At 66.4% G+C, this 15,432-nt stretch carries 11 protein-coding genes and 1 pseudogene; 7 read left to right on the forward strand and 5 right to left on the reverse strand.

What is annotated here, in order from left to right; translation table 11 throughout:
* Positions 1–23: 23 nt before the first annotated feature.
* Positions 24–647 carry an RdgB/HAM1 family non-canonical purine NTP pyrophosphatase gene (rdgB, locus tag AC6LJ9_RS20370; protein ID WP_212315032.1) on the reverse strand — a complete coding sequence of 208 codons (624 nt, stop codon included), beginning with the start codon at positions 645–647 and terminating at the stop codon, positions 24–26.
* Between the two features lie 170 nt (positions 648–817).
* Between rdgB and AC6LJ9_RS20375 the strand changes: the two genes are divergently transcribed.
* Entirely contained in the window at positions 818–2,665 is a 1,848-nt protein-coding gene (locus tag AC6LJ9_RS20375) for an EAL domain-containing protein (RefSeq protein ID WP_498148993.1), read from the forward strand.
* A 147-nt stretch (positions 2,666–2,812) separates the two neighbouring features.
* On the opposite strand, the pseudogene AC6LJ9_RS20380 reads toward AC6LJ9_RS20375, so the two are convergent.
* Positions 2,813–4,252, reverse strand: a pseudogene (locus tag AC6LJ9_RS20380) (methyl-accepting chemotaxis protein); the annotation flags it as partial.
* 222 nt (positions 4,253–4,474) lie between these two features.
* On the opposite strand from AC6LJ9_RS20380, the gene AC6LJ9_RS20385 reads away from it, so the two are divergent.
* Positions 4,475–5,635 (forward strand): acyl-CoA dehydrogenase family protein, encoded by a 1,161-nt coding sequence (locus AC6LJ9_RS20385; RefSeq protein ID WP_498148994.1) that lies wholly within the window; start codon positions 4,475–4,477, stop codon positions 5,633–5,635.
* Positions 5,632–7,008: an MmgE/PrpD family protein gene (locus AC6LJ9_RS20390; RefSeq protein ID WP_498149008.1), complete on the forward strand. Its 1,377-nt coding sequence runs from the start codon at positions 5,632–5,634 to the stop codon at positions 7,006–7,008. The genes AC6LJ9_RS20385 and AC6LJ9_RS20390 overlap by 4 nt, the downstream gene beginning before the upstream one ends.
* Before the next feature lie 74 nt (positions 7,009–7,082).
* Here the strand turns inward: AC6LJ9_RS20390 and rph are convergent, their stop codons facing one another.
* Positions 7,083–7,820, reverse strand: coding sequence for a ribonuclease PH (gene rph / locus AC6LJ9_RS20395; protein WP_103274523.1), 738 nt, complete (start codon positions 7,818–7,820; stop codon positions 7,083–7,085).
* Between the two features lie 200 nt (positions 7,821–8,020).
* On the opposite strand from rph, the gene AC6LJ9_RS20400 reads away from it, so the two are divergent.
* A complete protein-coding gene (locus AC6LJ9_RS20400; RefSeq protein WP_498148995.1) occupies positions 8,021–8,953 on the forward strand; it encodes a YicC/YloC family endoribonuclease in 933 nt (310 codons plus the stop codon).
* A 166-nt stretch (positions 8,954–9,119) separates the two neighbouring features.
* On the opposite strand, the gene AC6LJ9_RS20405 is transcribed toward AC6LJ9_RS20400, so the two are convergent.
* Both AC6LJ9_RS20405 and AC6LJ9_RS20410 read right to left on the reverse strand, forming a co-directional pair.
* Positions 9,120–10,934 (reverse strand): flavin monoamine oxidase family protein, encoded by a 1,815-nt coding sequence (locus AC6LJ9_RS20405; RefSeq protein ID WP_498148996.1) that lies wholly within the window; start codon positions 10,932–10,934, stop codon positions 9,120–9,122.
* 270 nt (positions 10,935–11,204) lie between these two features.
* Positions 11,205–12,332, reverse strand: coding sequence for a porin (locus tag AC6LJ9_RS20410; RefSeq protein ID WP_498148997.1), 1,128 nt, complete (start codon positions 12,330–12,332; stop codon positions 11,205–11,207).
* Between the two features lie 314 nt (positions 12,333–12,646).
* Between AC6LJ9_RS20410 and AC6LJ9_RS20415 the strand changes: the two genes are divergently transcribed.
* The 3 genes from AC6LJ9_RS20415 to AC6LJ9_RS20425 are packed head-to-tail and all read left to right on the forward strand — an operon-like array spanning position 12,647 to position 15,336.
* Positions 12,647–13,675, forward strand: coding sequence for an ABC transporter substrate-binding protein (locus tag AC6LJ9_RS20415; RefSeq protein ID WP_498148998.1), 1,029 nt, complete (start codon positions 12,647–12,649; stop codon positions 13,673–13,675).
* A gap of 3 nt (positions 13,676–13,678) precedes the next feature.
* Positions 13,679–14,500, forward strand: a complete 822-nt coding sequence (locus AC6LJ9_RS20420) for an ABC transporter ATP-binding protein (RefSeq protein ID WP_498148999.1) — start codon at positions 13,679–13,681, stop codon at positions 14,498–14,500.
* A complete protein-coding gene (locus tag AC6LJ9_RS20425) occupies positions 14,497–15,336 on the forward strand; it encodes an ABC transporter permease (protein WP_498149000.1) in 840 nt (279 codons plus the stop codon). The genes AC6LJ9_RS20420 and AC6LJ9_RS20425 overlap by 4 nt, the downstream gene beginning before the upstream one ends.
* Positions 15,337–15,432: the final 96 nt, after the last annotated feature.

The raw sequence follows: 15,432 nt of genomic DNA on the forward strand, positions 1-15,432 counted from the left end.
ATGCTGGGAGGGCGGCGCGCCGCTCAGGCCTGGTTGAGCTTGCCCAGCAGCTCGCGCAGCGCGCGGGCGCGGTGGCTGACGGCGTTCTTTTCCGCCGGATCCAGCGATGCGGCGGTCAGGCCCAGGTCAGGCAGGTAGAAATGCGGATCGTAGCCAAAGCCGTTGGCGCCCTCGGGCTGGTCGATGATCTCGCCGTGCCAATGGCCTTCGCCGATGAGCGGACACGGATCGTTCTCGGCGCGCACCAGCGCCAGCACCGCCACGTACCAGGCGCGCCGGTCGGCCTGGCCGGCCAGCTTCTGGACCAGCAGCGCATTGTTGGCCTGGTCGGATTTCTCGCCGCCGTGCATCTTGGCGTAGCGCGCCGAATACACGCCGGGCGCGCCCTGCAGCGCGGCCACGCACAGGCCGGAGTCGTCGGCCAGGGCCGGCAGGCCGGTCAGGCGGCTGGCATGGCGGGCCTTGGCCAGCGCGTTCTCGATGAAGGTGACGTGCGGCTCTTCGGCCTCGGGCACGCCCAGCTCGCCCTGGGGCACCAGCTCCATGCCCAGCGGGGCGAACAAGGCGGAAAATTCACGCAGCTTGCCGGCATTGTTGGACGCCAGCACCACGCGGCGCAGCGATTCGGGAATCTTGGGGGAAGTCATGGCGGCATTGTAAGGGAGCCGGCCGGCGCCGCCCTGCCCGCCCCGGCCTGCCATGCCGCTGTTGCGCCAGCGCAGGAAGAGTGATGAATATGGCAATCGCGCAACAAGACAGACATATTTTATTGTCACTATGGATAATCTTGTCACTGATCGTATCTGACGCACCGGCGATGAACTCTCTTCACGCTTTGCCCCGGCCGGTTGCGGCCGGCGCTCCCCATTCCATTCCGGCTGTGGGGTCTGGTCACGCCAGTCTGGCCGGCATCTTGCGCGAACGCCTCCTGCAACCCCGCTTCCAACCTGTCATCGACCTGGCCCAAAGCCGCATCTACGGCCATGAGAGCCTGATCCGCGGCCCGTCGGACTCGGCGCTGCACTTTCCCGACGCGCTGTTCGCCGAGGCCCGCCGCCAGGGCCTGCATCCCCAGCTGGAACTGGCCAGCTTCCGCGCCGGCGCCCAGGGCTTCCACGAAGCCCAGGCCCAGGGCAAGCTGTTCCTGAACCTGTCCGGCTCGGCCCTGATCCATTACTGGACGCTGTGGGGCGACGAAATGCCGCTGCGGCTGCTCAAGGATTGCGCGCTCGAACCCACCAGCATCATCGTCGAGCTGACCGAGCAGGATCCGCTGTCCGAGCACATGGCCACCCTGGGCAGCGCCTTCGCCTGCCTGCGCGACTGTGGCATGCGCATCGCGCTGGACGACTACGGCGTGGGCAATTCCAACCTGCAGCTGTGGGCCGAGATGCAGCCCGATCTGGTCAAGATCGACCGCTACTTCTTCCGTGGCATCGGCCAGGACGACCGCAAGCAGAACATGGTGCGCGCCATCCTCAAGGTCGCCCAGCACCTGGGCACGGCCATCGTGGCCGAAGGCATCGAAACGGCCGAGGACCTGGCCGTGGTGCGCGAGCTGGACATTCGCTACGCCCAGGGCTGGCTGCTGGGCCGCCCCGAAGAGGCGCTGCTGACCGAACTGACGCAGCCGCTGCGCGATTCGCTGCGGTTGCGCACGCCCACGCCGCTGGCCCAGCGCTCGGCCGGCGGCACCGCCGCCAGCCTGAGGGTCGAGGCGCCCGCCGCCCTGCTGGACAAGCACACCAACGACGATGTGCACCGCCTGTTCATGGAACACAAGCACCTGCACGCCGTGGCCGTGGTCGACGCCGACAACCGCCCGGTCGGCATCATCAACCGCCGCGATTTCTCCGAGCACTACGCGCAGCGCTACACGCGCGAGCTGTTCGGCCGCGACACCTGCTCCACCTTCATGAACGGCGAGCCGGTGCTGGTCGACCTGAACGTGTCGATCGACCAGCTCAGCCACGTGCTGATCTCCGAAGACCAGCGCTACCTGATGGACGGGCTGATCATCACCCGCGACGGCCGCTACGACGGCCTGGCCACCGGCGAGACGCTGGTGCGCTCGGTCACCGAGATGCGCATCGAGGCCGCCCGCTACGCCAACCCGCTGACCTCGCTGCCCGGCAACATCCCCATCAGCCGGCACATCGCCACCCTGCTCGACGACGCCGAGGACTTCACCGTCTGCTATGGCGACCTGAACAACTTCAAGCCCTTCAACGACGTCTACGGCTACTGGCGCGGCGACGACATGATCCTGCTGACCGCCGAGGTCATCAAGCGGCATTGCGATCCGCTGCGCGACTTCGTCGGCCATGTCGGCGGCGACGATTTCGTGGTGCTGCTGCGCAGCCCCGACTGGATGGAGCGGGTGCAGCGCATCATCGCCGAATTCAACGACCGCGCCATGGACCTCTATGACGACGAGGGCCGCCGCAACGGCGGCATCGAGGCCGAGGACCGCTACGGCGTGCCGCGCTTCTTTCCCTTCGTGACCCTCGGCGTGGGCGCGCTGACGGTCACGCCTTCCCTATGCGAGCGCATCCGCCCGGAGGACATCGCGTCGGCCGCCGCGCACGTCAAGCACAAGGTCAAGCATGGGAACCTGTCGCTGGTGAGCGAGCGCTATACCGGCGGATCCCTGGCGCAGGGCTGAGGCCTGCCGCGCCTCATCCTCTTCCTGGGCGATCTGGAACACCGCCACGGCGCGCCGCAAGGCCTGCGCCTGGCCTTCCAGCGCAGCGGCCGCCGCCGCGGTCTGCTCGACCATGGCGGCGTTCTCCTGCGTGGAGCGCTCCACGTCGGCCACGGCCAGGTTGACCGAGGCGATGCCGGCGGCCTGCTCGGCCGTGGCGCTGGAGATCTCGGCCACGATCTGCGTCACGCGGTCCACCGACACCATCATGTCGCGCATGGTGTCGCCGGCCAGGCCGACCTGGCGCACGCCGGCCTCGACCCGCGCCGCCGAATCGTCGATCAGGCCCTTGATTTCCTTGGCCGCCTGCGCGCTGCGCTGCGCCAGCGAACGCACCTCGCCCGCCACCACGGCGAACCCCTTGCCCTGCTCACCGGCGCGCGCCGCCTCGACCGCTGCGTTCAGCGCCAGGATATTGGTCTGGAAGGCGATGCTGTCGACCACGCCCACGATCTCGCCGATGCGCCGCGCGCTGTCGGCGATGCCGCGCATGCTCTGCACCACTTCGTCGACCGCCTGGCCGCCGCGCTGGGCCAGTTGCGTGGCGCTCTGCGCCTGGCGGCTGGCCTGGTCGGCGTTGCCGGCGGTCAGCTGCACCGTGTGCGCCAACTGCGTCATGTTGGCGGCGGCTTCCTGCAGTGAGCCGGCCTGGCGCGCGGTGCGGTCGGACATGTCCGCGCCGCCCGCGGCGATCTCGCCCGAGCCGGTATGGATTTCCTCGACGCCGTGGCGCACCGAGGCCACCGCCTCGGTCAAGCCGGTCTGCATCCGGCGCATGGCCGAGTACAGCACGCCGATCTCGTTGTCGCCGCGCAGCGCGATCGCGCCGGTCAGGTCGCCGTCGGCGATGCGGTCGAAATGCGCGCCGGCCTCGTTCAGCGGGCGCAGGATGCCGCGCCGGAACGCCAGCCGGATCAGCACGGCCAGCAGCACCACCAGCCCCAGCACCACCGCCGCCACCAGGATGACCCTGGCCAGGGTATCGCTGGCGCCGGCCACCGCCGCCTCGCCGCGCTGTCGGGCATAGGCCTGGTAGGCCTCGGCCTGCCGCACATAGGCGCTGCCGCTGCCCGGCAGCACCTTGTCGACCAGGCGATTCACCTCGATGCCGTTCCAGCCCTGGATCGCCTTCTGCATCGGCGCGAGGGTCTGGTCGGCGAAGGCCGCGTAGGCGGCCAGCATCTGGTCGAACAGCGGCGCGCCCTGCGCGCTGGTGTCCGGATTGGCGCGCAGCCGCGCCAGGCTGTCGGCGGCCTGCTTGAGCAGGGTCTCGGACTGCTTGAGCGAAGCGTTGCGCGCCTCTTCCAGCCCGCCTTCCATCGCCGTCTTGGCGTCGGTCAACGCGGCGCGCGCCTGGAACAGACGGCTGGTCATGTCGGCCAGGTCGCTGGCGCGCTCGATGCTGCCCTTGCCCAGCGCTTCAATATCGGCGCGATTGTCGCGCAGCACCGCGATGCCCGCGGCGGCCGCCGCCGCGAACAGCACCACGAACAAGGCCAGGATCGCCGACAAGGCCGTGGTGACTCTGAGATTCTTCCGCATGTTCATCCTATCGCCCTGCCTCCAGGGCACATCGCGGATGATTATGCGGACACAGTTTGGCAAATTCTTGACACAACCCGGCCCCTTGCATGACAAACCCTTGTCATGATCGCGCGCTTAGGCGCGGAGCAACCCCGTGTTAATGAATTGTGAATTGGCAGCCCCGGCGCCTTGCGGCACAGTCCATCCTGTACCCAATTTCCATCCATCACGATCCAAGAAGCCCCCATGCCCCAAGCCTCCGACGCCTACCAGGACATCCGCGAAGCCGTGCGCGACCTGTGTTCCCAATTCCCCGGCGAGTACTTCCGCAAGATCGACGAAGAGCGCGGCTATCCCGAGGCCTTCGTCCGCGCGCTGACCGAGGCCGGCTGGCTGGCCGCGCTGATCCCGCAGGAGTACGGCGGCTCCGGCCTGGGCCTGACCGAGGCCTCGGTCATCATGGAGGAAATCAACCGCAGCGGCGGCAATTCCGGCGCGTGCCACGGCCAGATGTACAACATGGGCACGCTGCTGCGCCACGGCTCCGAGGCGCAGAAACGCGAATACCTGCCGCGCATCGCCACCGGCGAGCTGCGCCTGCAATCGATGGGCGTGACCGAACCCACCACCGGCACCGACACCACCAAGATCAAGACCACGGCCGTGCGCCGAGGCGACCGCTACGTGATCAATGGCCAGAAGGTCTGGATCTCGCGCGTGCAGCACTCCGACCTGATGATCCTGCTGGCGCGCACCACGCCGCTGGACCAGGTGACGCGCAAGTCCGAGGGCATGTCGATCTTCCTGGTGGACCTGCACCACGCGATCAAGCACGGCATGACGGTGCGCCCGATTCCCAACATGGTCAATCACGAGACCAACGAACTGTTCTTCGACAACCTGGAAATCCCGGCCGAGAACCTGATCGGCGAGGAAGGCAAGGGTTTCAAGTACATCCTGGACGGCCTGAACGCCGAACGCACGCTGATCGCCGCGGAGTGCATCGGCGACGGCTACTGGTTCATCGACAAGGTCGCCGCCTACGCCAAGGAGCGCACCGTGTTCGGCCGCCCCATCGGCCAGAACCAGGGCGTGCAGTTTCCCATCGCGCGCGCCTACGTCAACGTCGAGGCCGCCAACCTGATGCGCTTCGAGGCCTGCCGCCTGTTCGACGCCCACGAACCCTGCGGCGCGCAGGCCAACATGGCCAAGCTGCTGGCCGCCGACGCGTCCTGGGAAGCAGCCAACGCCTGCCTGCAGTTCCACGGCGGCTTCGGCTTCGCCAACGAGTACGATGTAGAGCGCAAGTTCCGCGAAACACGCCTGTACCAGGTGGCGCCGATCTCCACCAACCTGATCCTGTCCTACGTGGCCGAACACATCCTGGGCCTGCCCCGCTCCTTCTGACGATGACGAACGCCTCCCACACCCCCCACCTCAGCGCCGAGCTGGCCGCCTTTGCGGCCGGGCTGCGCTACGAGGACATTCCCGCGCCGGTGCTGCGGCGCGCCGAGGACCTGCTGCTGGACTGCCTGGCCTCGATCCTGGCCGGCGCCTCGGCGCGGGCGGTGCTGGCGATCGAGCGCTATGCCGCCGCCATGGGCCCGGCCGACGGCCCCAGCGAGGTGCTGATCACCCGCCGGCGCACCACGCCGCTGTTCGCGGCCATGGTCAACGCCGCCGCCGCGCATGTGGTCGAGCAGGACGACGTGCACAACGGCTCGGTGTTCCACCCCGCCGCCGTGGTGTTCCCGCCGGCGCTGGCCGTGGCCCAGGCGCTGGGACGCTCGGGACGCGACCTGCTGACCGCCGCCGTGGCCGGCTACGAGGTCGGCATCCGCGTCGGCGAATTCCTCGGCCGTTCGCACTACAAGATCTTCCACACCACCGGCACCGCCGGCACGATCGCGGCCGCCGTCACCGTGGGCCGGCTGCTGAACCTGGACGCCGAGCAGATGCTGCATGCGCTGGGCTCGGCCGGCACCCAGGCGGCCGGGCTATGGGAATTCCTGCGCGATGCCGCCGATTCCAAGCAGCTGCATACCGCCAAGGCCGCCGCCGACGGCCTGACCGCCGCCTACCTGGCGCGCGACGGCTTCACCGGCGCCCGCCACATCCTGGAAGGCCCGCAGGGCATGGCCGCGGGCATGTCGCGCGACGCCGATCCCGCCAAGCTGTGCGACCGGCTGGGGACGCGCTGGGCGCTGGCCGAAACCTCATTCAAGTACCACGCCTCCTGCCGCCACACGCATCCGGCGGCGGACGCGCTGCAACAGGCGCTGCGCGAGCATGGGCTGAGTCCGGACGATATCGAGCGCGTGGTCACGCACGTGCACCAGGGCGCGATCGACGTGCTGGGGCCGGTGACCGATCCGCGCACCGTGCATCAGTCCAAGTTCTCGATGGGCACGGTGCTGGCGCTGGTCGCGCTGCAAGGCCGCGCCGGGCTGGCGGAATTCGATGCCGGACTGGACGATGAACGCGTGGCGGCGTTCCGTCAACGCGTCGTCATGGAGCTGGATCCCGAAGTCGACGCCGCCTACCCGCAGCGCTGGATCGGCAAGGTCACGGTCCATACCCGCGACGGCCGCCAGCTGCGCAGCCGCGTGGACGAACCCAAGGGAGATCCCGGCAACACGCTGTCCCGCGCCGAGATCGAGGACAAGACGCTGCGCCTGGGACGCTACGCCGATGCCGCCACGGAAAGCGAACTGCGCGCGCTGATCGGCACGGTGTGGGGCCTGGAAAAGGCGCAGACCCTGGGACCGCTGCTGGGTTGAAGCAGGCGTGGCGGCCCAGCCCGGAACGGGCTTGGGCCGTTGCGGACCGAGCCTCGCACCGCGCAAGGATTGAATCAACCGGCCAGCGCAGCCCGCTGCGCCCGCACCAGCCCGGCGATGCCGCCCTCGGCCAGCTCCAGCATGCGGTCCAGCTCCGCGCGGGTGAAGGTCGCGCCCTCGCCCGTGCCCTGCACTTCCACGAACGCGCCGCCGCCCGTCATGATGACGTTGACGTCAGCGTCGCAGGCCGAATCTTCCTCGTAATCCAGGTCCAGCACCGGGCGGCCCTGCACCAGCCCCACGGACACCGCCGCCACCGCGTCGCGGATCGGGCTGGCGGCCAGGTCGCCGCGCTTCATCAGCAGCGCGATCGCGTCGGACGCCGCCACCCAGGCGCCGGTGATGCTGGCGCAGCGCGTGCCGCCATCGGCCTGCAACACGTCGCAGTCCAGGTGCAGCGTGCGCTCGCCCAGCGCCCGCATGTCGAACACCGCCCGCAGGCTGCGGCCGATCAGGCGCTGGATTTCCTGGGTGCGGCCGCTCTGCTTGCCGCGCGCGGCCTCGCGGTCGCCGCGCGTGTGCGTGGCGCGAGGCAGCATGCCGTACTCGGCCGTGACCCAGCCCTCGCCCTTGCCCTTGAGGAACGGCGGCACTTTCTCCAGCACGCTGGCCGTGCACAGCACATGCGTATTGCCGGCCTTGACCAGCACGGAACCTTCCGCATAGCGCGTAAAGCCGCGCTCCAGGCTGAAGGGGCGCAATTCGTCGACGGCGCGGCCGGACGGGCGGGCAATGGCGGGGGTGGTGGTCACGATGACTCCAGGGCAAGAATTCAGATGGCGGCATTGTAAGGGCTTGCGCCCTGGCGAAACGCCGCGCCCCGCCCGGGAACCCCGCAAAATGCGGCGGCATGGAGTATCCTGCCGCGATATTGGCGCTCGCGCGCCCGCGAACGCCCTGTGCAGGCGCCGCGACGCACCATCCCTCCGGCAAAGAACAGGATAGACACACCATGATCCACAGCATGACCGCCTTCGGCAACGCCAAGGCAGACCTGGAACAAGGCACGCTGGCGCTCGAACTGCGCAGCGTCAACAGCCGCTTCCTCGACCTGTATTTCCGCCTGCCTGACGAACTGCGCCATGTGGAAACGCCGCTGCGCGAACTGCTGACGGCGCAACTGGCGCGCGGCAAGGTCGAGATCCGCGTGTCCTTCACGCGCAATGCCAGCGCCGACATGTCCCGGCTCGACCCGGCCTGGCTCGAGACGCTGTCCGAGCAGCTGCAGGCCGCGCGCCGCATCCTGCCCGACATCGCCTCGCCCCGCCTGGTGGAACTGTTCAACTGGCCCGGCCAGCGCGGCAACGACGCGCTCGACCCCCAGGTCTGGGGCGCCGCCTGCCTGCAGGCCGCCCAGCAGGCGCTGACGCAGTTGCAGGAAGGCCGCGAGCGCGAAGGCCAGCGCCTGGCCGCGATGATGCGCGAGTGCGCAGATGGCGTGGGCCGCATCGTCGAGACCGTGGAGAGCCACCTGCCGCAGTTGCTGGCCGAGCATCGCGAGAAGCTGGCCGCCAAGCTGCGCGAGAGCGTGGAAATCGCCTTCCCCGGCGGCTTCAATCACATCTCGGGCACGGAGCTGTCCGAACGGCTGGCCCAGGAAGCCAATCTGTTCGCGCTGCGCATCGACGTGGCCGAAGAACTGTCGCGGCTGCGCTCGCACCTGGAAGAACTGCGCCATCTGCTGGGCGACGGCGGCGGCAAGCCGGCGGCGGGCAAGAAGAACGCCGGCAGCGCCGGCAAGCGGCTGGATTTCCTGTTCCAGGAAATGAACCGCGAAGCCAATACGCTGGGCTCCAAGGCCGGCAGCATGGATGTGACGCGCGCGGCCATGGATCTGAAGCTGCTGATCGAGCAGATGCGGGAACAGGCGCAGAACATCGAGTAAGGCGCGGCGGGTGGCGAGAACTGCCGCTCCTCCGAGCAGCGACGCATGCACACGGCAAAAAAATGCACCGAGGCAGCACGCCCCAGTGCACAAGGCCAGAAGAAAACCATCCCGAACGATATCCCTGAGGCCGTGAACAGCCTCAGGGATCAACGCACACAACGGATCAAGACCGCTCTATGGGCTTGAGGTCATCCCAGGCATCGATCGGGCCGGGATTGCCGGTCTGGCTGCCGCCGCCGAACAGGACGGCGGCCTTGTGGACCGCGTTGATCGCGGTGGTGACGGCCCCTTCGGCCCACCCTCCCGTCCACGACACATCGTCGCCCGCCAGGATGAATCCATAGGGCGCATTGTCTTCAACGCCCTGCATGAATTGGGAGAATATCCTCCGCTGATATTCATACTGCCCAGGCAGGTTCATCTTGAATGCCCCAAGATAATGGGGTTCATTTTCCCAGCTCATTTTCGCGAAGGTGTCCGAGCCTGTATAAAAGCCGCTGATGTCGGCCTTCGGATAGATGGATTCCAGCAGGTTGGTGCACAGCGCTTCCGGGGCGGGAAGATGCCCCTGGAATTTGAGCGCGTCGTCATTCCACGTATACGAAAGAAACATCCCGCTGCCGCGATAGGCGCCCAGGCTGGGGCCATAGTCCACCAGGTAGGTGCCCCGGGTCAGCCGGTCAGACAGGGTGACGCTCATTTTCCGCTTGCCGTCGACGGGATCGCGTTCCTCCCAGAACGGCGCCGTCGTCGACGCGAAGATCTTGGTCGACTGCATGTAGTGCGTGTTCATCACCGCTTCCCATGTCCCCTCGGGCAGCAGCGGATTCATCTGCTCCAGGCTCGCGGCGCCATCGGCATAGCGCAGCTTGTCGAGCACGCGCACATGGGGCGTATAGACCACGCAGTCGAATTCCCGGCTGAACGCCTCCTGGGTACGCGTGTCGATGAACTTCACCGTGAAGCCGCCGCCCGGCTTGGGCGCGATATGCCGGACTTCCTTGCAGAACGGATCGGGCATCGCCTGCCGGGTCAGCGTTTCCACGCTGGTGCCCGCGGGCCAGTGCGCCACGTCGTCGCCCAGCGTGCTCGCGGGCATGGACCACAAGCGCTCGGGCATGCTGGAGGCCCCGTCATAGGCCAGCCTGTGATCGGCGTCCAGGCCGCCATAGATGACGCGCAGCAATTCCAGGATCGAGTTGGGGAAATCAGTATTCCACCCACCCGTTCCAAAGCCGATCTGGCCGAACAGATTGATCTGCGCCTCGTCCCAGCCCGACAGTTCCTGCAGGGCGCGAAGGAAACTCTTGTCGTCCCAGGTTGCGCCGTTATCGTCGACGATCTTGTTCCAGAGCGTTTTTATCTTGACGAGATCGATGGAGCCTTCCGTCATGGCCGCTTCCATTTCGGCGAAATGGAAGGGCTCGCCGCCGAGGAACGTCGTGAAGAATTCATCTTCTATCTGCGTGTATTCCGGCGGCTTGGGGAAATCGTTGCCCGTGGCCTCGTAATAGACGGGCGGCTCGCCCAGGTAGTCGACAACGGTGCTGACGGCGGCCTCCGTCCCTGGGTTTGGAAAAACCCCCATATTGGCTTTCACGCCCACCTTTTCAAAATAATGAAAGAGCGCCTTGGCCGATACCGGGAATCGCATGCCTCCAAGTTCGCAGATAACCCCATCGCCTGGGCTCCCCAGCTTCTTCGAGTACAAACGGCCGCCAATGCGATCGGAAGCCTCGAGCACCACGGGATGCAGGCCCATGCGCATCAGCTCATAGGCGCACACCATTCCGGACACCCCGGCGCCCACGACCAGGACCTGCTTGCCATAATGGATATTGGAAACACGGCACAAGGCATTCCTGCCCGACTGGCCCAGGAATTTTCCATATTCAAAGGGAAAGTCCGGGATAAGCGCCGTGACATCCTTGTTCATCCTCAGGGGCGTTCTGAGGGTACGCGCGGGTATGGAGGACATTGCATTTTCCTTGAAATTGATAATGGCAGCACAGACGCCGGCATATCACCAGCGGCCTGATCCTATGCTAGGTCCATGCATCAGGAAAATGAATCTAAAATCATTATTGATTATTCTGATAATAAAACATAACCGCCGTTAGAATCATAATATCTAGGCGCATCAAATACTATATTCACGCGCATCAATATGATTAACCAGGCCAAATCCGGTCCGGCAAGGAAATTGCCTGCTATCAAGCATGCCCTCCCGGACCGGAAACCGGCGCGCTCAGAACCTGTGCCGCATGCCCACCACCGTCGAGACCTGGCTCCTGCCCGATGAGGGCAACAGCGTATAGATCTGCGCGAACTGCGCGTCACCGGCCGCGCGCTGATAGATGCCCGTCACATACAGGTCCGTCCGCTTGCTCAGGAAATAGTCCGCGCCGATATTGATCTGGTGCCATTTCGGACGGGTTTCCGACGGCTTGTACGCGCCCCAGGTGTAGATATAGGCAGCCCCGAGCAGCAGGCGCGGCGACAGGTTGTACGTGGCCGACACTTCGGCGTTGTTCAGCCCCAGCCGGGTCCGGTCCAGGTAGTCGAAGCGCACATGCGTGTAGAGCAGCGACACGCCCAGCGCGCCGAACTTGTACGCGCCGCCCGCGCCGAAGATCCGCTGACGGTCCACGCCCGCGCCGCCAGGGCTCTTGACGAAGGGCGAGCTGAAGCCATAGTCCGCTACCACCGCCCCGTCCTGGTTGGTGGGACTGTTGGGTGTGTTCACCACTTCATACATCGTGCCCAGCGACAGCCCGCCGCGCTGGTAGTTCAGGCCCAGCGCGTAGGCGTTGTTCGACTGCGACTGCGTCTGACCGCCCAGGCTGTACATGCCCGAGACCTGCAACCCGTCGTACACGGGGCTTTTGTAGATCACCGTATTGTTGACGCGGAAGGTGTTGAACACGTTGTCGCTGTCGCCGATATGCGTGCCATAGGCCGCGAACTGCGTGGCGGACTCATAGGGCCACAGCACGGCATTGGCCAGGTCGTACTGGCGTCCCAGCGTGATAGTGCCGTAGTCGTTCGATTGCAGGCCGACATAGACCTGGCGTCCGAACATCCGGCCATTCTGCGAAGCGGTGCCGTTGGTCATGGAAAAACCGCTTTCCATCACGAAGACCGTCGACAGCCCATCGCCCAGGTCTTCCACGCCGCGCAATCCCCAGCGTGGCGTCTGCATGGGGCCGTTGACCGCCTTCACGCTGGAATTGCCGCCCTGGTTGTTGGTGTAGGCGACGCCGGTGGACAGCAGGCCGTACAGCGTGACATTGGTGTTCTCTGCATGCGCCGAGGCGCATGCCAGCGATGCGGCCGCGGCCGCGATGACGCTAGGTTTCATGACAGCGAAAAACATGTGGGGGTCTCCTCCTGGCATCTCTTGTTGGTGAGATTTGCGTGGATTGTCGGCTCAGGAAAGTCGCCGCAGGAAGCATAGATTTTTGCCACGGCCACTCGAATATTTCGCGCACCCGGCGATCTGGCGCATGCCGCGCGACGCGCGCCTGAGCATTACCGAGCGCTCTAATTTCGGCATCGGTATCGCTCGAAAAACGGTTCTTGTCAGCGCACTGCCCGAAGGCCAGAATGCATTCCACAACGCATCGACCGGCACAGCCGGCACCCCCGCAAGGCCTGCGGCGGGCATATAAAACCAAGGAGACAAGGGCAATGAAAAATCTGGATTTGAACGACCCCAAGCGGCGGCGCCTGATGCAGGCCTCGCTCGTGATGGGAGGACTGGGCGCCCTGCTATCGGTACGTGCGGCCGCCGCCCAGCGCTCGGCGATCAGCATGCAGCTGGGCTGGGTTCCCGGCGGCGGACAAGTGGGCGAAGTGGTCGCCAAGCGGCTGGGCTTCTATGAAAGGGAAGGCATCGATCTCAAGATCGAACCCGGCGGGCCCAACATCGATGGCGTGGCCATCGTGGCATCGGGCCGTGGCCAGACCGGACAGGTCTCGTCCAGCCCGTCGGTCATGCTGGCGGTGTCCGAGGGCCTGCCGATCAAGTGCTTCGCCGTCGGCGTGCAGCGCCATCCCTACGCCTTCTTTTCGCTGGGCAAGAACCCGATCCGCAAGCCTCAGGACATGATCGGCAAGCGCATCGGCATACACGCGACCGGCATGGTGCTGCTCAAGGCCATGCTGGCCCGGCACCAGATCCCCGAGAGCCAGGTCAGCATCGTGCCGATCGGCTCCGACATGATGCCCCTGCTCAGCGGCCGCGTGGACGCCGTGGCCGGCTGGCAGACCAACGTCTCGGCGCTCAAGGCGCTGGGCGCCGAGCGCGTCGACATGAGCCTGTGGGACTCCGGCGTGCGCCTGTATGCCCTGCCCTATTACGCGCACACCGACACGTTGCGCGATCATCCGGACCTGCTGCAACGCTTCCTGCGCGCGACCGCCAGCGGCTGGCACCACGCCAACCGCAATCGCGACCAGGCGGTGGAACTGCTGGTCAAGGAGTTTCCCAGCCTGAACCAGGCCGACGAGCGCGTCGCGATCGACGTGTTCATGGAGTACGTCTTCAACGACGAGACCAAGGCCAAGGGCTGGGGCAACATGGATCCGGCGGTATGGCAGGAGCAGATCTCCGCCTATGCCCAGCTCGGGCAGTTCCGCGCCCGCACGCCCAAGGTCGAGGACATCATGACGCTCGACATCCTGCAGGCCACCCAATCCGCGCGACTGGCGGGGTAAACGATGCAACAAGCGATTCAATCCCCATCCGCCAGGACGGGCGCCGCCGGCGCACGCCCTGAGCTGTCGATCAGCTGCCGCGACATCAATGTCCGGTTCTTCAGCGACCGGCGCAGCACGACCGCGATCGAGGGCCTGAGCCTGGATGTCCCGGCGGGCGAGTTCCTGACCCTGCTCGGCCCCTCCGGCTGTGGCAAGTCCACGTTCCTGCGCGTGGTGGCTGACCTGGTGCAACCCAGCCGCGGCGAGATCAAGGTGCTCAACGACGCTCCTTCCGCCGCCCGCGCCCGGCGCGACATCGGCTTCGTGTTCCAGGACGCCGCCCTGCTGCCCTGGCGCACCGCGCTGCAGAACGTCGAGCTGCCGCTGGAGGTTGCCAATGGCCGCTCGCGCGCCGGCAAGGCGACGCCGCGCGAACTGCTGGAACTGGTGGGCCTGAAGGGCCGCGAGGACGCATACCCCCATGAAATGTCCGGCGGCATGCGCCAGCGCGTGGCGATTGCCCGCGCGCTGGTGAGCGATCCGCGCGTGCTGCTGATGGACGAACCGTTCGGCGCGCTGGATGAGATCACGCGCGACCGCCTCAACGAGGAACTGCGCCGCGTCTGGCGCGAGATGGGGCTGACGATCCTGTTCGTCACGCACAGCATCCACGAAGCGGCCTTCCTGGGCCAGCGCGTGCTGCTGCTTGCCGCCAATCCCGGCCGGGTCAAGGAGATCGTGCCGGTGATGCTGCCGGAGCAACGCACGCTGGCCACCCGCGACACGGCGGAATTCGTTCAACTGTCCGCGCATCTGCGGCGCGTTCTGGAGACCTGCTCATGAGCGCGTCCGAAATGAAACTGAATCTGGCCAAGCCCGGCATCGACGCCGAGGCGGACGCCTACCGGGCCAGCCGTCGCCGCAGCCTCTGGCGTTCACGCTCGCTGCCGGCGCTGGGCATCGTCGGCATCGTGGCCGCCTGGTGGGCGGTGGTGGCGATCTTCGACGTCAAGCCCTTCATCGCGCCCACGCCGCGCCTGGTGCTGCAAACGCTGTACGACAAGCGCGACATCCTGCTGCAGAACCTCATACCGACCGCGGTCGAGGCCACCGGCGGGTTCCTGCTCGGCAACCTGCTGGCGGCGCTGCTGGCGACGGTGTTCGTGCACAGCAAGACGTTGCGGGAGATCTTCTATCCGGTCGCCGGCATGATCAATTCGATCCCGATCGTCGCCAAGGCGCCGATCCTGGTGCTGATCATGGGCAACGGCATCGAGCCCAAGATCACGATCGCCGCCATGGTGTGCTTCTTCCCCACGCTAGTGAACATGGTGCGAGGGCTGGAAGACGTCAACCCCCAGTCGCTGGAGCTGATGCGCGTGCTGTCGGCCAGCAAGCGCGAGATCTTCTTCAAGCTGCGCCTGTACAACTCGCTGCCCTATCTCTTCTCGGCGCTGCGCATCGCCGCCTCCATGTCGGTGATCGGCGCGGTGGTCGGCGAATGGATCGGAGCCACGGCAGGCGTGGGCGCCATGATCATCCAGGCCACCTACGCCTTCGATTCGGCCCTGCTGTATGCCGCGATCGTCCTGTGCGCGGCCTTGTCCGGCAGCTTCTTCCTGATCATCACCCTGGTGGAGCGCTGGCTCATCAAATGGAAGCCCGAGCAGTCGCATTGAGCGGCACGTAGCGCAACGGCCCAACACCCAAGAACCCGCTGGACGCGGTCCCCGGAACGCTGGCATCCCTGCCCGGCGGGGATCGCCGCAGCCCAA

The organism is Achromobacter sp. 1011811831 (assembly GCF_059760905.1).